Genomic DNA, 18,813 nt, shown 5'->3' on the forward strand with positions numbered 1-18,813 from the left:
CCGACGGAACCGCCGAGCAGGTTGTGGCGAGCCGTCGAGACGCCCGGCCGCAGGCCGCCCGGGGTACGGCGCCCGGGTCCGAGGCCCCACGGCGTACGGCGCCCGGGGCGCGAGGTGCCCGCCGTACGACGTTCGGGCCGCGAGGTGCCCGCCGTACGGCGCTCGGGGGGCGAGGCGCTCGACGCACGGCGTTCGGGGCGCGAGGTGCCCGGCGGGCAGCGCTCGCCGGGGTGGTCCCCCTGGTCCTGGCGCTGGCGGCCGGGTGCAGCACGAGCCCGGGCGCCGAGGCCGGCTCCGGAGACGTCGCCCGGGTCTCGACGGCCGGGCCGGACACCGACTTCGGCCCACCGGCGAGCGGACCGGAGCTGGAGGGAGCGACCTACCGCTACCGCGCCCCTGAGGGATGGCAGGACGTGACCGAGCGGACCCGCGAGATGCAGCCGGAGGTCGACACGGCCGCCAGCGCGACCTGGAAGGAGCGGGGCTTCGCCCCCAACCTGACCGTCGGCTACGACGACGCCCCCGGCGGCTCGCTGGACACGCTCGAGGCCTCGATCCCGGAGCAGCTCGCGGGGATGGCCGACCGGATCGAGCAGCTCGACCACGTGGTGGTCGACGGCGTGGAGTGCCTGCACCACCGCGGCCGCGTGGCGGTCGCCGGCACCCGCTACTTCCTCGAGCAGTTCGTGACGATCGACGAGGACGGGCGGATCACGATCGTGTCCTTCACCTTCCCGCGGGGGCTGGACGCGGCGCAGCGGGAGGCCACGACCCACCCGGTGCTCGCCTCCTGGTCCTGGACCGACTGAGCCGAGTCCGACCCCGGACGAGACCGACCCGGACGACCCAGCCGCAGAAGCAGACGCCGACGCCGGGTCAGCGCGTCTTGTACTCCTTGAGCAGGCTGCGCCCGATGATCATCTTCTGGATGTCGGCGGTGCCCTCGCCGATCAGCATGAACGCGGCCTCCCGGTAGAGCCGCTCGATCTCGTACTCCTTGGAGTAGCCGTAGCCGCCGTGGATCCGGAACGACGCCTCGACGACCTCGTTGCAGTACTCCGCGGCGAGGTACTTCGCCATCCCGGCCTCGACGTCGTTGCGCTCGCCCTTGTCCTTGAGCCGGGCCGCCTTGACCATCATCGCGTGCGCGGTCTCGACCTTGGTGGCCATCTCCGCGAGCCGGAACAGGATCGCCTGGTGCTCGGCGATCGGCTTGCCGAAGGTCTCGCGCTGCTGGGCGTAGTCGATGCCGAGCTCGAAGGCCCGGTTGGCGATGCCACAGGCCCGGGCGGCCACGTTCACCCGGCCCACCTCGACGCCGTCCATCATCTGGTAGAAGCCCTTGCCCGGCTCGCCACCGAGCACCTGGTCGGCCGAGATCCGGTGGCCGTCGAAGATCGCCTCGGTGGTGTCGACGCCCTTGTAGCCCATCTTGTCGATCTTGCCGGGGATCGTCACGCCCTGGGCGGTCTCGCCGAAGCCCGGCTCCTTCTCGACCAGGAACGTGGTCATGTTCTTGTAGACCGACTCGGCGCCCTCGTCGGTCTTCACGAGTACGGCGACCAGGTTGGAGGTGCCGCCGTTGGTCAGCCACATCTTCTGGCCGGTGATCGCGTAGCCGTCGCCGTCCTTGACGGCCTTGGTCCGGATCGCGGAGACGTCGGAGCCCAGCGCCGGCTCGGACATCGAGAACGAGCCGCGGACCTCCCCGGTGGCCATCTTCGGCAGGTACCTCTGCTTCTGCTCGTCGGTGCCGTGCCGCATCAGCATGTAGGCCACGATGAAGTGGGTGTTGATCACCCCCGACACGCTCATCCAGCCGCGGGCGATCTCCTCCACGCACAGCGCATACGTCAGCAGGGACTCGCCGAGGCCGCCGTACTCCTCGGGGATCATCAACCCGAAGATGCCCAGCTCCTTGAGACCCTCGACGATCTCGGTGGGGTACTCATCAGCATGCTCCAGCTCGGTGGCCACCGGCAGGATCTTCTCCTCCACGAACTGCCGGACCGCCTTGACGATCTCCTCCTGGATGTCGGTCAGTCCGTCGGTCTCGCAGAGCCGGGCCATGGTGGTCCTTCCTCGGGGGGTTCGAGCAACCCGGTGAGTTTATGCGCCACGACGGGGTGCGGCGACATGACACGGATCACGCGGACCGACCGGCCGACAGGGTCGCGGACAGGGTCAGCGCCGCGGGGATCGGCGGAGCAGCCGGGCCATCCGGCCCTGGCGGGCCGACCGGGCCAGCCGGCGCCGGGCCCGGCCCCAAGGGCCCGGGGCCGGGCGGGGCCGGCGCTTGAGCCGACGGACGTCGGAGAGCATCTCGGCGATCGTGGCGGCGGCGACGTCGAGCACCTCCCCGTCCGAGACCGAGTCCGGGTGCCGGCGCTCGGGCAGTGCCTCGGGGGTGCGCAGGTCGTCGAGGTCGCCCACCACGTCGTACCCGCGACCGGCGATGTCGTCCAGGCCCGCCTCCCCGCGCGCCCGGAGCACCGCAACCCGCTCCGGCGAGGGCCAGAACCGCTCACCGCGCCGCGGGACCAGCTTCTCCTGGGCCAGGTAGCCGCGGATCCACATCCCCTTGTCGACCGGCGCGGTGAAGTCGGTGAGGTGCGCGTTCACCCGGCGCAGCAGCTCCACCTCGGCCACCCCGAGCGACTCGTTGGGCTGGGAGGCGGAGGTGTCGCAGGAGTCGGGGTCGATCCCGACCACCCCGGCGAACCGGCGCCACAGCTCGTCGCGTGGCTGGTCGCGACCGGGCAGCGGGATCAGGTGCACCCGCTCGGCGGGTACGCCGCTCCCCCAGCGCCGCAGCACGTCGGCCAGGTCGAGGGTCCCCCACCCCCACTCGTCGCCGGGGTCGACCCGCTCGCTGGGCGGGTAGGCGTCGACCGGGCCGGTGGCGCCGTTCTTGACCCACTCTTGCCACCGGGCGGTGAGCAGTCCGACGATCTCGCGGGCGGTGACCACGACGTGCACCTCGGCACCGCCGAGGTCGGCGACCGCCCGGGCGACCTGGTCGGCCGACGCACCGGCGAAGAACTCGTGGCTGATGATCGCGGTCCCGGGGAAGGACCGCACCTCCTCGGTCAGCTGCTCCCAGGCCTGCGGCGCGTCGGGGTGCCGTCGGGCGATCCGCGGCTCCTCCCGGACCACGCAGCTGGCCCACAGGTGCTGGCGCGGCCCGAAGCCCGGCAGCAGCACGTCCTGGTCGGCCAGGACCGCGCGGTGCTCCCACAGGATCGACTGCAGGTAGGTGGTCCCGGTCTTGGGCAGGCCGACGTGGAGGAAGACGCGCCGCGCCACGGTCAGCCGAGCTCGGTCGTGTAGCGCTCGGTCAGCTCGGCCACCCGGGCCTCGTCGCGCTGGGCCACCGGGAGCAGCAGCTCCTGGACCAGGTCGGTGAGCTCGGCCAGCCGCAGGTTGAGCTGACGACACTCCTGGACCTCGGCCTCCAGCTCGCTCACCCGCTCCTCGAGCCGGGAGGACTCGACCCGGGCCGAGCCCGCGGCCCGCACCCTGGAGAGGCCGCGCTTGATCCGGGCGGTGCCACCTCGAGCGTTCATGCCTGCCATTCGACCACCATTCGACAGATCCGACGACCGTCGGGGCCTCCGACGGTCTTCTCCTTGCGGTGCACGACACGGGCGCCGCGCGCCTCCAGCTCGGCGGCGACCAGGTCCGGCGGGACCGGGGACAGCAGCTTCTTGGCCGCGAACCCGGCGCCGTGCGGTCCCGGGAGGAGCAGCTCCAGGTAGAGCCGGCCGCCCCCTGCCAGCGCCATCCGGGCCAGCCGCCACAGGTGGGCCCGGCCGGTGCGGTTCGTGGCCTCCACGACGTGCCGCGCGGTGAGCACCCGCCGGGGCTGCGGGTCGTGGGCGAGCCGGGCGCCCCACCCGAGGGCCTGGCGCAGCTCGAGCAGGTTCATCGCGTGGTACGCCGCGGGCACGGCCTCCGCGGCGGCGGTCTCCGCGACCGCCTCGTAGCCCTTCGGGGCGTAGTCCAGACCGAGGGCCGGCACCCCCTCCCGGGCGAACCAGAGCGCGTCGGAGCCGCGCCCGCAGCCGACGTCGACGACCTGGGTCGCCTCGGGCTCACGCCTGCGCACCCAGCGGGCGAACGCGTGCGGACCGCCGTCCGGCTCCCGGTTCCGGTGCGCCTGCGACCAGGCCCGGTCCCAGTCCTCGCGGTGCACCCGGGTGCCGCGGAACCAGCCGTTGAGCCGCCGGTGCGTGGAGCGGGGGGTCCCGAAGTGGAAGGCCGGGTCCGGCACCCGCCACGAAGGTCCGTAGGTGGCGGCCAGGAACCGGTCGGTGTCGGCCGGGGCCGGCAGCGTGCGTCCCTCGAGCGTGGTGGTCCCGAGCGGGAAGATCCACTCCCGCTCGAAGGGCGTGCGGATCTCGCCCATGAGGATCAGGTGCCCCTGGCTGAGGAAGCCGCCGAAGACGTCGAGGCCGCGGACCGAGCCGTCGCCCTCGACCACGTCGACCTTGAACGCGCCGCCGCTGTAGCGGGTGATCGGGTAGCCCATCCGCGCCAGGCGCCGCTGCAGCCGGAACGACTCGCGGGCGACGTCCGCCGGGTGGCTGTGCTCGCTGACGTAGCCGAGGTCGGCGTCGCTGTCGTGCCCGATGAGCTTCCCGCCGCGCACCGCGCCCAGCAGGGTGCCGTACGCGGGGAACGCCTCGACACCGGCCCGGCGCAGCGCGTCGAGCACCTCCTCGATCGAGTCGAGCAGTGGCGCGACGTGCTCCTCGCTGCGGGTGTCGAAGGTCTGCGCGAGACGGTTGGACTTGTCCAGGCCCAGCGGCTTGCCCTCCGGGCTCTCGACGGCGATCCGGGTGCCGGCCGGCGCCTCGCCGAGGGTCACCTCGCCCTCGTGGACGACGGTGCCGGAGACGTGCTCGACGAGCGCGACCCGGGTGCTGCCCTGCAGGAAGCGGTGCAGCGCGGTCGGCCAGGCCACCAGGTGTCCCCCGTCGCGCGGCTCTCCGTCCCGGTGCAGCCAGAAGGACCAGATGCGGCGCTCGTCGAAGAGGACGTCGAGGATGACCTCGCCGCGGCTGGCGGCGAAGACCCCGTCGTCGTCCACGTGGACGCGCGACACCCCGCTCATCGCCTCTGCCTCCCTCCACGGATCGCCGGTCGGCGCCCGTCCCGGGCACCGCTGCGCAGGGAGCCTACTCGCCGGGGCGGCCGGGCCGGGCCGACCCCGGGCCGGATCCGCGGCGCAGTCCCTGGCGGAGCCCGGCCCCGAAGCCGGGGATCCGGGTGGCGAGAGCCGTAGCGCCGCCGACACCGCCGGCCCGGCGCCTGAGCCGACCGCGCATCCGGCGCAGGGTGCGGCCGCGCTCGTGGGCCCGCTCGGAGGAGAGCACGAGCGCCTCCAGTGCGGCCTCGAGCAGGGCCTCGGGCGGCACGTCGTACGACGCGGGGCCCTCGGGCACCCCGCCGTCGAGGTCGGCCAGCTCGCCGACCACGTCGAAGCCGCGGCGCTCCAGGGTGCGGATCATCCAGGCGTTCTCGGCGGCGAGCAGCTCCAGCGCCGGGCCGCTGAGGACCGGACGGGTGGTGGCCGGGCGCCGGGAGAGCACGCCGTTGGCCAGCCACTCCTTGATCTCGCTGCGCTGCGCGGCCACGGACAGGCCCGCCTCGTGGCCGTTGACCCGACGCAGCATCTCGGTCGCCACGAAGTCGAGGGAGGTGTTCTGGCGCTGCGGCTCACGGGTGTCCAGCGCCTCGGGGTCGACCCCGAGCACCGAGCAGAACCGCTCCAGGATCCGCTCACGCGGGCTGCCCGGCGGAGGCACCGTGACCACGTGGATCCGCTCCGCCGGCAGGTGCCGGGGCCACAGCCGCAGCACCCGGCGGATCCGGCGCCGGCGGCGCAGGGCGCCCGGACGGCGGACGGCCGCGGCGCAGAACTCCTCCCAGGTGCGGGTGCCGCCGTTCTTGACGTACTCCTGCCAGGCCGACGGCTCGGCGGCCACGAGGTCCCGCACGGTCACGATCACGTGCAGCTCGGCGTCGGGGAAGGACCGGGCGAGCCGGGCGACGCCGGGCTTGCGGGCCAGGGAGTACCGCTCGTTGCTGAACACCACCCTGTCGGTCCGGGCCCGGCCCGCCTCGGCCACGACCGCGTCCCAGCGGCCGGTGGGCATCCGGTCGGCGAGCCGGGGCCGGATGCCGGCGAGCTCGCTGGCCGCCTCGTAGTGCTGGGCGTGCCTGCCGACGACGGTGACGCCCTGGCGGGCGAACGCGTCGACGTTGGCGTAGAGCAGGTCCTGCAGGTAGGTCGTGCCCGTCTTGGGCAGCCCGATGTGGACGTACACCTGCTTGGGCACGTGTCCTCCTGCTCGTCCGGCTGTCCCGTCGGCGAGGAATCCTACGCGGGGGGCGGGACCCGCACGCTGCCGCGGGCCACCGGGTGCACCCGGCCGGCCACCCGTGCCGACGTCGGCACACCGGCGGCGGCCTCGACGTGGCCGCGCAGCCGGGCCGGCCGGCCCATCTCCAGGCCCTGGCTGATCTCGTACGCCCCGCCGTCGGGCAGCAGCCCACCGGCCGCCAGCGCCAGCCCCAGTCCGGCCGCCGCCGACCCGGTGGCGGCGTCCTCGGCCGCCGGCGGCCCCGGCGACAGGACCCGGGCGTGCACCCGCACGGGGCGCTCCCCCGCGAGCGCGACCAGGTTGACCCCCTCCAGGGGGTCGACCAGCTCCGGCCACCCGTCGTGCTCGGCCATCGGACGCCGGGGCACCTGCGCCCGGAGCAGCGCCTCCTCGGTGACCGGCACGTGCACCCAGGTGAGGCCGGTGCCGGCGGCCCAGGCCTCACCCGCCCGGTCACCGGCGCCCAGGCCCACCTCACGCAGCAGCCGGGCCACGAGGTCGTGGTCGAGCGGGCCGGCGAGGTCGCGCGCGGCCGCGGTCAGCTCCACCTCGTCCCCGGTGAACGCCACCGCGACCTCGCCGGCGCCGCACCGCTGCACGGTGGTGGCCGAATCGGACGGGAGCAGGCCCCGGTCCCGCAGCACCCAGGCGGTGCCGAGCGTGGGGTGGCCGGCGAAGGGGATCTCACCGCCGGGGGTGAAGATCCGGACCGGGTAGCCGCCGTCGGAGACCGCTCCCGGGAAGGTGGTCTCGGCGAACCCGAACTCCCGGGCCAGCGCCAGCAGCTGCCCGTCGTCGAGGGCGTCGGCGCCGTGCACGACGGCCAGCTGGTTGCCGGCGAACGGGGCCTGGGCGAACACGTCGACGATGTCGAAGCCGAGGTCGGAGGTGAGCATGCCCGCAGAGGCTAACGTGTGGGCGTGAGCAGCACCCCGTCGCGAGTCTTCCTCGCCCGCATGGTCGGGCTGCCGATCTTCGACCCCCAGGGTGACCAGGTCGGCAAGGTGCGAGACCTCGTGGTGGCCCTGCGCTCGGAGACCAGCCAGCCGAGGGTGCTGGGGATGGTCGTGGAGGTCTTCGGCCGCCGTCGGATCTTCATCCCGATGACCCGGGTCACCAACATCGACAGCGGACAGGTCTACACGACCGGGCTGCTCAACATGCGCCGCTTCGTCCAGCGGCCCACCGAGACCCTGGTCATCGGGCAGATGCTGGACCGCGACGTGCAGATCCGGGGCAGCGAGGTGCGCGGCACCGTGTACGACGTGGCGATGGAGCAGGCCCGGACCCGGGACTGGGTGCTGAGCCGGGTGGCGCTGCAGGAGCCGGGCCGCGGGTTCCGCCGCAAGGGCCAGACCCACGTCGTCGAGTGGAGCGAGGTCGTCGGGCTGACCCGGCGCGAGGAGAACCAGGGCGCCACCCACCTGCTCGCGGCGATCCAGGAGATGCGCCCGGCGGACGCGGCCAGCATGATCCACGACCTGCCCCCGGAGCGGCGGACGGCCGTGGTGGCCGCCCTCGACGACGAGCGGCTCGCGGACGTCCTCGAGGAGCTGCCCGAGGAGGACCAGGTCGAGATCCTCGAGCACCTCGACACCGAGCGGGCCGCCGACGTCCTCGAGGAGATGTCCCCCGACGACGCCGCCGACCTGATCGCCGACCTGCCGCCCGAGACCGCGGCCACCCTCCTGGAGCTGATGCAGCCCGAGGGCGCCGAGGACGTACGCCGCCTGATGTCCTACGCCGAGGAGACCGCCGGCGGGATGATGGCCGCCGAGCCGGTCATCCTGGCCCCCGACGCGACCATCGCCGAGGCCCTGGCGCACGTGCGCAACCCCGACCTCACCACGTCGCTGGCCGCGCTCGTCTACATCTGCCGGCCACCGCTCGAGCCGCCCACGGGCAAGCTGCTCGGCGTCGCCCACATCCAGCGCCTGCTGCGCGAGCCGCCGTCGACGCTGGTCGCGGCCGCCCTCGACGACACGCTCGACCCCCTGGGCCCGGAGATGGGGATCGACGACGTCGCGGCCCACCTCGCGACGTACAACCTGGTGGCGGCGCCGGTGGTCGACGAGGACGGGCGCCTGCTGGGCGCGGTCACCGTCGACGACCTGCTGGACCACATGCTGCCCGAGAACTGGCGGGATCTCGCCCCGCGTCCGGGGGTGCGCCGTGGCTGAGCCCCGACGCAGCCGGCTGGACACGCCGCGGGACCTGCGCCGCCCACTGGTCCGGCGGCCGACCTACGACTCTGAGGTCTTCGGGGTCTTCGCCGAGCAGTTCGCCCGGTTCATGGGCACCGCCCGGTTCCTGATCTACATGACCCTGTTCGTGCTGATCTGGTTCGCCTGGAACGTGCTGGCTCCCGAGGACGCCCGCTGGGACGTCTACCCGTTCATCTTCCTGACCCTGATGCTCAGCCTGCAGGCGTCGTACGCCGCGCCGCTGATCCTGCTGGCCCAGAACCGGCAGGAGATGCGTGACAAGGTGATCGCCGAGCAGGACCGGCAGGCCAACGCCCGGGCGCACGCCGACATGGAGTTCCTGGCCCGGGAGGTCGCCTCCCTGCGGATGGCCGTGGGCGAGGTCGCCACCCGCGACTTCCTGCGCTCGGAGCTGCGGGTGCTGCTCAACGACCTCGACGAGCGGGCCGCGGCGCCGGAGCCCCCCGGGCCCCCCGAGCCCCCCGAGGCCCCGGACGCTCCGGGGACGGCCGAGGGTGAGGAGGGCCACGGAGTCCGGACGCCCCCCAGCACGTAGGCTTGGGCATCATGAGCACCCCCACCGTCGAGCAGGTCAACGCTGCTCTCGCACGCGTCAACGACCCCGAGATCAAGCGGCCGATCACCGAGCTGAACATGGTGGACTCCGTCGAGATCGGCGCCGACGGCGCGGTCCGGGTGACGGTGCTGCTGACCGTGGCCGGCTGCCCGCTCAAGGACACGATCCGGCGCGACGTGACCGCCGCGGTCTCCGAGGTGGCCGGCGTGACCTCGGTCGACCTGGAGCTCGGCGTGATGACCGCCGAGCAGCGGGCCGGCCTCCAGGAGGTGCTGCGCGGCGGCCAGGCCCAGCGCGAGATCCCGTTCGCCCAGCCCGGCTCGCTGACCAAGGTGTTCGCGATCGCCAGCGGCAAGGGCGGCGTCGGCAAGTCCTCGGTGACGGTGAACCTCGCCCTCGCGATGGCCGACCAGGGCCTCAAGGTCGGCATCGTGGACGCCGACATCTACGGTCACTCGGTGCCGGCGATGCTCGGCGTCGGCGACACCCGCCCGACCCAGGTCGAGGACCTGATCATGCCGGTCCCGACCCCCTCCGGCGTCTCGGTGATCTCGATCGGCATGCTGAAGCCTCGTCGCGACCAGGTGGTCGCCTGGCGCGGCCCGATGCTGGACCGGGCGCTCGTGCAGATGCTCTCCGACGTCTACTGGGGCGACCTCGACGTGCTCCTGCTCGACCTGCCGCCCGGCACCGGCGACGTGGCGATCTCCCTCGGCCAGCACCTGCCTAGCGCCGAGGTGGTCGTGGTCACCACGCCCCAGGAGGCGGCGGCCGAGGTGGCCGAGCGGGCCGGCACGATGGCCTCGATGATGCACCAGCGGGTGGTCGGGGTCGTGGAGAACATGTCCTACCTGCCGTGCCCGCACTGCGGTCCCGAGCACGAGATCGACGTCTTCGGCTCCGGCGGCGGAGAGCGGGTGGCGAGCACCCTCTCGCAGCGGTTCGGGTACGACGTCCGGGTGCTCGGCCGGATCCCGCTCGACCCGACGCTGCGCGCCGGGGGCGACGCCGGGACCCCGATCGTGGCGGCCGACCCGGACGCCGTGGCCGCCCAGGAGCTGATCCGGGTCGCCGGCGAGCTCTCCGGTCGTGGCCGCGGGCTGGCCGGCATGCAGCTGGGGCTGACCCCCTCGACCAGGTTCTGAGCCGTGTTCGACGTCGGGCTCTCGGAGTTGGCGGTGATCGCGTTCATCGCCGTGTTCGTCTTCGGGCCCGACCGGCTTCCTGACCTCGCCCGCCAGGCCGGACGGTTCCTGCGCCAGGTGCGGGCGATGGCGAACTCGGCGCGCGACGACCTGCGCAAGGAGCTCGGCCCGGACTACGCCGACCTCGAGCTGCGCGACCTCGACCCGCGCACGATCGTCCGCAAGCACGTCCTCGAGGCCATGGACGACGACGAGGACGACGATCGGGCTGACCGGGACGGGGCCGGGGGCCGGCACGGCCGGCGGCCGCTGGACGAGGGCGAGCGACCGCCCTACGACGCCGAGGCGACCTGATACCGGGCTGACCCCGGGCCGACTCCGGCTGAGGCACCGACCCGGCGCCGACTCAGCCCACTCCCCCGTCCGGCGTCCGGCTGTGCACCGCCGCCAGCCCGGCGAACGGGACCAGCACCGGCGCCTCCAGCCGCGGGTACTCACCGCTGCGGACCTCCACGAAGTCCCGGCCCACCCGCCCCAGCCGACCGACGTACGCCGTCTGGTCGCGCAGGCGCACCGCGCACTCCTCGCCGTCCTCGGCCAGGCGACGCAGCGCCGAGCCCAGCCCCAGCCGGGCGGTGACCGGCCAGGCGGCCGCCGGCACCGCCCCGGTGGGCAGCCCGCGAGCGGCCCCGACCGCGGCCAGTGCCACCACCCACTCGCGCTCCGGGGTGGCGAGCAGGCACCAGCCGTCGGCCACCCGCGCCAGCCGCCCGGTCAGCTCGCCGACACCGGCGACCCGGAGCGAGACCTCGCCGTCCAGCGCCGCCATCAGCCGCGCCGCCAGCGTCACCTCGGCGTACTCGGCCCGGGCCCGCTCGGCCACCTCGAGACCGCGCTCGGCCGCGAACGCCCCCTGCGCCTGCAGCTCGAGGTCGTCGAGGAAGGCGAGCAGGCGGCTCTCCCAGGTCATCTCCCGACCCTGACCGCGGACCTCGGCGACTGTCAACGCCTGTGCACGAACGATTGACAACGACCGTGGATCGTCTTTGACTGAGGCATAGCAGGGTTATCGGCCTCATACAGAGGCAAACTGTTGCAAACGAAAGCGTTGCCGACGATGTCCAGGATCACCGCCGCCGCCCGGGTCGTCCTCGTCTGGGGCGTCGTCGGCATCCTCGCCCTGACCGCGCTCGGGCTGCTGCGCGCGGAGCTGGCCACGCTCGCCGCCCTGCTGCGCGGCGACGCCGTCCGCTTCGAGGACGCGCTGGCGGCGGTCTGCGCCGCGGCCCTGGCCGGGTGTCTGTGCTGGATCTGGGTCGGCAGCACGGCCCTGGCCCTCGACGTGCTGAGCGACCGGGCCGTGCGGCTCCCGCTCCTGCCCGCTCCCCTGCGCCGCGGCCTGCTCGTGGCCTGCGGGGTGGCCGCCGTGGCGGCCGGTGGACCGGCGAGCGCCGACGGCCCCTCCGGGCCGACGCCGACCTCGGACCGCAGCGTGCTCCGAGGCCTCCCGCTCCCGGAGCGCCCGGTCATCGGGGAGGCGACCATCCCCCTGCGCGACCCCGTCACGGCGCCCGGTGCCGGTCCCGGCCGCAAGGTCGTCGTGGGCCCGGGCGACACCCTGTGGGACCTCGCCGCCGACCACGGGCCGCCCGGCGCCACGGCCGCCGAGGTCGACGCGGCGTGGCGTCGGATCCACGCCGCCAACCGGGCCGTCATCGGCCCCGACCCCGACCTGATCCGGCCGGGCACCCCGCTCCGGCTCCCGCCTCCCGTCGACGACCCGAAGGAGTCCCGATGACACCGTTCCACGACAACGTCACCCCGCTGGTCCGGGACACCGTGGCCGACTGGCCACCGGGCGGGCCCCGGGGCCCGGGGGTGCCGCCGTCGGTCCAGGGCACGCTGGCCCTCGACGTGGCGCCCGACCTGGGACCGCCGTACGTGCCCGAGCCGGTCCCGCTGCCCGGTGCCGACGTGGTCCCGGTCCCGCTACCGGTCCGGCGCGACCTGCACCGCTGGGCATTGCAGTTCGCCCAGGCGTGCGTGGAGGTGGTCGGCGGGGACCGGCCGGTCTCCCAGCTGGTGCGGTGGACCAGCCCGGAGATCCACCAGGAGCTGACCTACCGCGCCACGGTGGTGGCCCGGGCCGGGGTGCACGAGGCCGGGCGCGGGCGCGGGCGGAGGCCCGTGGTCCGGCCACAGGTGCAGAACGTGCGCACCTGCTTCGTGGCCGAGGGAGTCGCGGAGATCTGCGTCCGGGTCCGGTACGGCGAGCGGAACCGCGCCGTCGCCGGCCGTCTGGAGATCGTCGGCGGACGCTGGCAGTGCACCGCCCTCGAGTTCGGCTGACCGTCGACCCGTCGCCAGTGTCGGCGCTGACCCCGTCGACCCGTCGCTTGTGTCGGCGCTGAGCCCGCTGACCCGTCGCTTGTGTCGGCCCGCGGGACGACACAAGCGACGGGTCGAGGTCAGCCGTTGACGCGGGTGGTCAGTCCGGTCGGTCCGTTCGGGGCGCCGTGGCACTTCTTGTACTTCTTGCCCGAGCCGCACGGGCAGTCCGCGTTGCGGCCGGTCCCGGCGAACGGGTCCTCGGCCACGGCGGCGGCCTCCGGCGTGCTCTCGACCTCGCCGTCCTCGGTCGGCCCGGTGTAGGTCAGTCCCTGGGGACGCTTGGGGGCCTCGAGACCCTTGGCGCTGATGTGCGGGGTGCCGGCGGCCCGGGCCGGCTGCCGCACCGCGTCCGGCTCCTCCTCGGCGGGGGCCTCGACGGCCTCCTCGGCGCCGCCCTCGTCCTCCTCGACCTGGATCTCGAGGTTGAACAGGAAGCCGACCGCCTCCTCCTTGATGCCGTCCATCGTCGCGGCGAACATGTCGAAGCCCTCGCGCTGGTACTCCACCAGCGGGTCGCGCTGGGAGTAGGCCCGCAGGTAGATGCCCTCGCGCAGGTAGTCCATCTCGTAGAGGTGGTCGCGCCACTTGCGGTCCAGCACCGAGAGCACGACCCGGCGCTCGAGCTCGCGCATGTTCTCGGCCCCGACGCCGGCCTCGCGCTCGGCGTACGCCTTGCGAGCGTCGGCCTGCAGGTCGGTGATCAGCTGCTCCCGGGTCAGGCTGGCCCGGCCGCCGGCCTCCTCCTCGAGGCCCTCGAGCGTCAGCGAGACCGGGTAGAGCTGCTTGAGCCCGGCCCACAGGGCCTCCAGGTCCCACTCCTCGGCGAAGCCCTGGGTGGCGCCGGTGACGTAGCCGACGATGACGTCGTCGAGGAAGCCCGCCACCTGCTCCTGCAGGTCGGCGCCCTCGAGGACCTCGCGGCGCTCGGCGTAGATCACGTGCCGCTGGCGGTCCATCACGTCGTCGTACTTGAGGACGTTCTTGCGGGACTCGAAGTTCTGCGACTCGATCTGGCCCTGCGCGTTGGCGATCGCCCCGGTCACGCGCTTGTTCTCGATCGGCACGTCGTCGGGCACCTTCAGCACGGTCAGCACCCGGTCGACCCAGTCGGACTTGAACAGCCGCATGAGCTCGTCCTCGAGGGAGAGGTAGAACCGGGACTCGCCCGGGTCGCCCTGACGACCGGACCGGCCGCGCAGCTGGTTGTCGATGCGGCGGGACTCGTGCCGCTCGGTGCCGATCACGTAGAGGCCGCCGACATCACGGACCTCGTCGTGCTCGGTCGCCACCTGCCCCTTGATCTTCTCGAGCATGTCCGGCCAGGCGGCCTCGTACTCCTCGGAGTGCTCCACCGGGTCGAGCCCCTGCTTGCGCAGCTCGGCGTCGGCGAGGAACTCCACCGACCCGCCGAGCATGATGTCGGTGCCTCGACCGGCCATGTTGGTGGCCACCGTGACCGCGCCCTTGTGGCCGGCCTGCGCCACGATCATGGCCTCGTTCTCGTGGTACTTCGCGTTCAGCACCGTGTGCGCGACGCCGCGCTTCTTGAGCAGGTCGGAGAGCAGCTCGGACTTCTGCACCGACACCGTGCCGACCAGCACCGGCTGTCCGATCTTGCTGCGCTCCTCGATGTCCTCGACGACGGCGGCGTACTTCGCCTCCTCCGTCCGGTAGACGAGGTCGGGCTGGTCGATCCGGGCCATCGGCTTGTTCGTGGGGATCGGCACCACGCCGAGGCCGTAGATCTTGTCGAACTCGCTGGCCTCGGTGAGCGCGGTGCCGGTCATGCCGGAGAGCTTCTTGTAGAGGCGGAAGTAGTTCTGCAGGGTGACCGTCGCGAGCGTCTGGTACTCCTCACGGACCTGGACGCCCTCCTTGGCCTCGATCGCCTGGTGCAGGCCGTCGTTGTAGCGGCGGCCGTCCAGCATCCGCCCGGTGTGCTCGTCGACGATCTTCACCTCGCCGGCCTGCACGACGTACTCCTTGTCGCGCCGGAACAACTCCTTGGCCTTGATCGAGTTGTTCATGAACGAGATCAGCGGCGTGTTGACCGAGTCGTAGAGGTTCTCGATGCCGAGGTGGTCCTCGACCTTGGTGATCCCGGGCTCGAGCACCGAGATCGTCCGCTTCTTCTCGTCCACCTCGTAGTCGACGTCGGCGGTCATCGTGCGCGCGATCTTGGAGAACTCGGCGTACCAGCGGACCTCGTCCTGGGTCGGGCCGGAGATGATCAGCGGGGTGCGGGCCTCGTCGATGAGGATCGAGTCGACCTCGTCGACGATGGCGTAGGCGTGCCCGCGCTGGACGCAGTCCTCCAGCGCGGAGGCCATGTTGTCGCGCAGGTAGTCGAAGCCGAGCTCGTTGTTCGTGCCGTAGGTGATGTCGCAGGCGTAGGCCTCGCGGCGCTCGGCCGGCCGCATCGACGGCAGGATCACGCCCGTGGTCAGGCCGAGGAAGTTGTGCACGCGACCCATCCACTCGGCGTGGTAGCGGGCCAGGTAGTCGTTGACGGTGACGATGTGCACGCCCTCGCCGACCAGCGCGTTGAGGTACGCCGGCAGGGTCGAGACCAGCGTCTTGCCCTCACCGGTCTTCATCTCGGCGATGTTCCCCAGGTGCAGGGCGGCGCCGCCCATCACCTGCACGTCGAAGTGCCGCTGGCCGATGACCCGGCGGGCCGCCTCGCGCACCGTGGCGAAGGCCTCGGGCATCAGGTCGTCGACGTCCTCGCCGTCGGCGAGCCGCTTGCGGAACTCCTGGGTCATTCCCTGCAGCTCCTCGTCGCTCATGGCGACGAAGTCGTCCTCGATGGCGTTGACCGCCTGGGCAATCACCTCGAGCTGGCGAAGGATCTTGCCCTCGCCGATGCGGAGGATCTTGTCGAGAATGGCAGGCACGAGCCGGGCTCCCTGTGGTCGATCGCGTCAGGCCCCAGAACGGGCCGCAGTCCATCGTAACGGGCGCGCCACAGGCCGCTTCCACGCCCACTCCCGGCGATTCGCGTGCACCCGGGCGGCCCGTGGTCCACGATGTCCCCAGCGCTTCCAACGGGGGACGCGCACCACACAGAGAAGAGCACGCTTGTGACCAGTCGGGGGGTCGCAACGCGGCCCAGCAGGATCGTCATCTCGGGCCTCGCAGCAGCCGGCGTCTGTGCCGCTGCCCTCGCCCCGATCTCCTCCGCACCCGCGGAGGCGCTGCCCACGGAGTGCCAGCCGGCGTTCCCGCCGGGAGACCTGGTCGAGGACCAGGCCGTCACCGGCCTGACCGTGACCCGCGGCAGCACGCCGGAGGAGTTCACCGGCACCCACCTGGGGATCATCGAGGACGGGATCGCCCCCGGCGTCGACATGATCCTGGCCCGGCTGTCCTCGCCGACCATCGACGAGGCGGGGATCTGGCAGGGCATGTCCGGCTCGCCGGTCTACGACCCCACCACCGGGGACCTGATCGGGGCCGTCTCCTACGGGCTGAGCTGGGGACCGAGCCCGGTCGCCGGCCTGACCCCCGCCGCGGACATGCTGGACCTGCTGCCGGACACCGAGGGCGGCACCGCCCCGCGGGTGGCGCTGCCGCGGCGGCTCTCGCGGGAGGTGGTGGGCTCCGGTGCGGCCACCTCGGCGCAGGCGTCCTCCGGCATGCGCCGGCTGCCCACGCCGGTCAGCGTCTCCGGGCTCTCGCCGCGGCGCTTCGAGCAGCTGCAGGGCTGGTTGGACGACCACGGCACCGTGACCAGGGCCACCGGCTCGGCGGGCACCTCGGCGGTCGACATCCCGATCGTCCCCGGAGGCAACGTCGCCGCGTCGATGTCGTACGGCACGCTCAGCAGCGCCGCGGTCGGCACGGTCTCCGTCGTGTGCGGCGACCAGGTCCTCGGCTTCGGCCACCCGTTCGCCTTCGCCGGCGAGACGACGTACTCGATGCACGGGGCGGACGCCGTCACGGTGCAGGCCGACCCGGTCGGCCCCGGGTTCAAGGTCGCCAACCTGGGCGCCCCCAACGGCACCGTCGTCGGCGACCGGCTGGCGGGGATCCGGGGCGTGCTCGGAGAGACCCCCACGACCTACGACGTCTCGACGACGGCGCGGTACGCCGGCAGGGTCGCCGACGGCACCACCCACGTCTCGGTCGAGGACATGGTGGCCGACCTGTCGCTCGGCACCGCGATCGCGGTGCACGACCGGGCGCTGGACCGGATCGGCAAGGGCTCGGCGACGGCGACGTGGACGGTGCGGGGTGAGCAGCGGGACGGGACCCCGTTCGAGCTCCGGCGCAGCGACGCGTACGCCGACACCTACGACATCTCGGTGGCCCCCGCCCTGGACCTCGCAGGTCAGATGTACGCGCTGCTGGGCAACCAGACCGACCGGGTCACGATCACCTCGGTCTCGATGGAGTCCGACTTCGCCGACGACGCGACCCGCTGGCGCCTGGGCCGGGTGTTCACGTGGGCCGGCGGCCGGTGGGTGCAGGTCACCGACCGGGACCCGGTCCTGCTCACGGCCGGGAGGACCCGCACCGTCAAGATCGAGCTGACCTCCCGCGACCACGACAGCCGGTTCGTCAAGGTGCCGATCAAGGCGCCACGGAAGGCCCGCGGGCAGTTCTCGGTCCTCAAGCTCACCGGCGGCGGCTCCTCCGGCGGCGGCGACTTCTTCTTCTACGGCAGCGACGACGAGTTCTTCGACTCCGGCCCGTACGGCGGCGGGCCGGCCACGGTGCCGCAGCTGGTCGAGAAGCTGTCCTCGGCACCCCGCAACGACGACCTGCTGTCGAAGGTGCGGTTCCGTGGCACCGGCGTCACCCGCACCGCGAGCCTCCGGCTCGACCGGGTGGTGTCCGGGCGGCTCCGGCTGCCGGTCTTCGTCCGCTAGCACCGGTGGCCCGGGCGCTCACCGCCGCAGCGCCCGGGCCACCGGCCCGGCGAGGTCTCCACGGGACTCGACCGTGACCTCCTCGAGCCCGAGCCAGCCGGCCAGGGCCCACAGCTCGGCCGCCAGCTCGTCGGCGGTGCCGTCGGGTGCCGACGGCTCGGCGTACGCCGACCGCACCTGGAGCACCCGGCCCCGACGGTCGGCCTTGAGGTCGACCCGCGCCACGAGCCGGTCCCCCAGCAGGAACGGCAGCACGTAGTAGCCGTGCACCCGCAGGTGGGCCGGCACGTAGATCTCGATCCGGTAGCGGAAGTCGAAGAGCCGCTCGGTCCGCTCCCGCTCCCACACCACCGGGTCGAACGGGCTCAGCAGCGCCCGGGCCTCCACCCGCCTCGGCAGCCGGGCGTCCCGGTGCAGGTACGCCGGACGGCGCCAGCCCTCGACCGTCACCGGGAGCAGCTCGCCCTCCTCGACCAGCGAGGCGATCGCCGGGCCCACCTGCTCCGCGGGCATCCGGTAGTAGTCGCGCAGGCAGGTGGCCGCGCCGACGCCGTGCGAGACCGCGGCCCGCCGCACCAGCTCGCGTGCGGCGTCCTCGACGGTCGGGGTCGGGGCGGCGAGCACGGCGGCGGGCAGCACCCGCTCCGGCAGGTCGTAGAGCACCTCGAACGCCTGGTTGCGACCGGCCACCGCGAGGTCGCCCACGAGGTAGAGGTAGTCGAGCACCTTGCGGGTCTCCGACCAGTTCCAGCCCCAGTGCTCCTTCGTGCGCGGCAGGCCGCTGTCGAGGTCCCGGGCGGTCGACGCGCCGCGCTCCCGGACCTCGGCCAGCAGGGACTCCTCGAGTCCGGTGCCGGCGGCGACGAAGTCCCACTTGCCGCGACGCCCGCGGTAGTGGTCCATCCGGTGCCGCATCACCGGCCACAGGTCGACGGGCATGAAGGCCTGGACGTGGGCCCAGTACTCCACCATCCGCCGCGGCCTGGTCTCCGAGGCCCGCCGCAGCAGCGCGGGGTCGTAGGCGCCCATGCGTGAGAACAGCGGCATGTAGTGCGCCCGCTGCAGCACGTTGACCGAGTCCACCTGGAGTACGCCGGTGCGCGCCAGCGTCCGCTCGAGCGTGCGCATCGTCGGCCGCACGTGCCGGGGGTCGCGGAAGCCCTGCGCGGCCAAGGCGATCCGGCGCGCCTGTGCCTGCGAGAGGGACGTCACGGGAAGGTGGGACCGGCCGGT

Annotated in this window: 17 protein-coding genes; 8 read left to right on the forward strand and 9 right to left on the reverse strand. The window is 73.3% G+C overall.

Going from position 1 to position 18,813, the window contains the following annotated elements; genetic code table 11:
• The first annotated feature begins 230 nt into the window (after positions 1–230).
• Entirely contained in the window at positions 231–809 is a 579-nt protein-coding gene (locus IE331_RS11515; RefSeq protein ID WP_192143576.1) for a hypothetical protein, read from the forward strand.
• Between the two features lie 67 nt (positions 810–876).
• On the opposite strand, the gene IE331_RS11520 is transcribed toward IE331_RS11515, so the two are convergent.
• The 6 genes from IE331_RS11520 to IE331_RS11545 form a co-directional block, all read right to left on the reverse strand.
• Positions 877–2,070 (reverse strand): acyl-CoA dehydrogenase family protein, encoded by a 1,194-nt coding sequence (locus IE331_RS11520; protein ID WP_192143577.1) that lies wholly within the window; start codon positions 2,068–2,070, stop codon positions 877–879.
• A 114-nt stretch (positions 2,071–2,184) separates the two neighbouring features.
• Complete coding sequence (locus tag IE331_RS11525; protein WP_192143578.1) at positions 2,185–3,306, reverse strand: hypothetical protein; 1,122 nt, start codon at positions 3,304–3,306, stop codon at positions 2,185–2,187.
• A 2-nt stretch (positions 3,307–3,308) separates the two neighbouring features.
• Entirely contained in the window at positions 3,309–3,566 is a 258-nt protein-coding gene (locus IE331_RS11530; protein WP_192143579.1) for a DUF6752 domain-containing protein, read from the reverse strand.
• Complete coding sequence (locus tag IE331_RS11535) at positions 3,563–5,116, reverse strand: methyltransferase domain-containing protein (RefSeq protein ID WP_192143580.1); 1,554 nt, start codon at positions 5,114–5,116, stop codon at positions 3,563–3,565. Before IE331_RS11535 ends, IE331_RS11530 begins: the two co-directional genes overlap by 4 nt.
• Positions 5,117–5,180: 64 nt before the next feature.
• Positions 5,181–6,344: a hypothetical protein gene (locus tag IE331_RS11540; RefSeq protein WP_192143581.1), complete on the reverse strand. Its 1,164-nt coding sequence runs from the start codon at positions 6,342–6,344 to the stop codon at positions 5,181–5,183.
• 41 nt (positions 6,345–6,385) lie between these two features.
• Positions 6,386–7,285, reverse strand: a complete 900-nt coding sequence (locus IE331_RS11545) for a PhzF family phenazine biosynthesis protein (protein WP_192143582.1) — start codon at positions 7,283–7,285, stop codon at positions 6,386–6,388.
• Positions 7,286–7,309: 24 nt separating this feature from the next.
• Here IE331_RS11545 and IE331_RS11550 point away from each other — a divergent pair, with 24 nt between their 5' ends.
• The 4 genes from IE331_RS11550 to IE331_RS11565 are packed head-to-tail and all read left to right on the forward strand — an operon-like array spanning position 7,310 to position 10,669.
• Positions 7,310–8,569 carry a magnesium transporter MgtE N-terminal domain-containing protein gene (locus tag IE331_RS11550; RefSeq protein WP_192143583.1) on the forward strand — a complete coding sequence of 420 codons (1,260 nt, stop codon included), beginning with the start codon at positions 7,310–7,312 and terminating at the stop codon, positions 8,567–8,569.
• Positions 8,562–9,149 (forward strand): DUF1003 domain-containing protein, encoded by a 588-nt coding sequence (locus IE331_RS11555; protein WP_192143584.1) that lies wholly within the window; start codon positions 8,562–8,564, stop codon positions 9,147–9,149. The genes IE331_RS11550 and IE331_RS11555 overlap by 8 nt, the downstream gene beginning before the upstream one ends.
• An 11-nt stretch (positions 9,150–9,160) precedes the next feature.
• On the forward strand, positions 9,161–10,315 hold the full coding sequence (locus IE331_RS11560; RefSeq protein WP_192143585.1) for an Mrp/NBP35 family ATP-binding protein: 1,155 nt from the start codon (positions 9,161–9,163) through the stop codon (positions 10,313–10,315).
• Between the two features lie 3 nt (positions 10,316–10,318).
• Positions 10,319–10,669: a sec-independent translocase gene (locus IE331_RS11565; protein WP_192143586.1), complete on the forward strand. Its 351-nt coding sequence runs from the start codon at positions 10,319–10,321 to the stop codon at positions 10,667–10,669.
• Positions 10,670–10,721: 52 nt separating this feature from the next.
• Here IE331_RS11565 and IE331_RS11570 read toward each other — a convergent pair whose 3' ends face one another.
• Positions 10,722–11,285, reverse strand: coding sequence for a hypothetical protein (locus IE331_RS11570; RefSeq protein WP_192143587.1), 564 nt, complete (start codon positions 11,283–11,285; stop codon positions 10,722–10,724).
• 147 nt (positions 11,286–11,432) lie between these two features.
• On the opposite strand from IE331_RS11570, the gene IE331_RS11575 reads away from it, so the two are divergent.
• The gene (locus IE331_RS11575; RefSeq protein ID WP_201931667.1) at positions 11,433–12,113 is read left to right on the forward strand and encodes a LysM peptidoglycan-binding domain-containing protein; all 681 of its coding nucleotides are present in this window, start codon (positions 11,433–11,435) and stop codon (positions 12,111–12,113) included.
• Positions 12,110–12,664, forward strand: a complete 555-nt coding sequence (locus IE331_RS11580; RefSeq protein ID WP_192143588.1) for an Rv3235 family protein — start codon at positions 12,110–12,112, stop codon at positions 12,662–12,664. The genes IE331_RS11575 and IE331_RS11580 overlap by 4 nt, the downstream gene beginning before the upstream one ends.
• Before the next feature lie 119 nt (positions 12,665–12,783).
• Here IE331_RS11580 and secA read toward each other — a convergent pair whose 3' ends face one another.
• A complete protein-coding gene (secA, locus tag IE331_RS11585) occupies positions 12,784–15,603 on the reverse strand; it encodes a preprotein translocase subunit SecA (protein ID WP_192143589.1) in 2,820 nt (939 codons plus the stop codon).
• A 186-nt stretch (positions 15,604–15,789) separates the two neighbouring features.
• Here secA and IE331_RS11590 point away from each other — a divergent pair, with 186 nt between their 5' ends.
• A complete protein-coding gene (locus tag IE331_RS11590; RefSeq protein WP_192143590.1) occupies positions 15,790–17,580 on the forward strand; it encodes a hypothetical protein in 1,791 nt (596 codons plus the stop codon).
• Between the two features lie 18 nt (positions 17,581–17,598).
• Here IE331_RS11590 and IE331_RS11595 read toward each other — a convergent pair whose 3' ends face one another.
• Positions 17,599–18,792 carry a winged helix-turn-helix domain-containing protein gene (locus IE331_RS11595; protein ID WP_201931669.1) on the reverse strand — a complete coding sequence of 398 codons (1,194 nt, stop codon included), beginning with the start codon at positions 18,790–18,792 and terminating at the stop codon, positions 17,599–17,601.
• Between the last annotated feature and the right edge of the window lie 21 nt (positions 18,793–18,813).

Source organism: Nocardioides donggukensis, assembly GCF_014842875.1.
Taxonomy (GTDB): domain Bacteria; phylum Actinomycetota; class Actinomycetes; order Propionibacteriales; family Nocardioidaceae; genus Nocardioides; species Nocardioides donggukensis.

Coding starts and splice junctions, on each gene's coding strand:
- IE331_RS11570 (WP_192143587.1), bottom strand. CDS start 11,285: ATGACCTGGGAGAGCCGCCTGCTCGCCTTCCTCGACGACCTCGAGCTG.
- IE331_RS11530 (WP_192143579.1), bottom strand. CDS start 3,566: ATGAACGCTCGAGGTGGCACCGCCCGGATCAAGCGCGGCCTCTCCAGG.
- IE331_RS11575 (WP_201931667.1), top strand. CDS start 11,433: ATGTCCAGGATCACCGCCGCCGCCCGGGTCGTCCTCGTCTGGGGCGTC.
- IE331_RS11545 (WP_192143582.1), bottom strand. CDS start 7,285: ATGCTCACCTCCGACCTCGGCTTCGACATCGTCGACGTGTTCGCCCAG.
- IE331_RS11580 (WP_192143588.1), top strand. CDS start 12,110: ATGACACCGTTCCACGACAACGTCACCCCGCTGGTCCGGGACACCGTG.
- IE331_RS11560 (WP_192143585.1), top strand. CDS start 9,161: ATGAGCACCCCCACCGTCGAGCAGGTCAACGCTGCTCTCGCACGCGTC.
- IE331_RS11520 (WP_192143577.1), bottom strand. CDS start 2,070: ATGGCCCGGCTCTGCGAGACCGACGGACTGACCGACATCCAGGAGGAG.
- IE331_RS11535 (WP_192143580.1), bottom strand. CDS start 5,116: ATGAGCGGGGTGTCGCGCGTCCACGTGGACGACGACGGGGTCTTCGCC.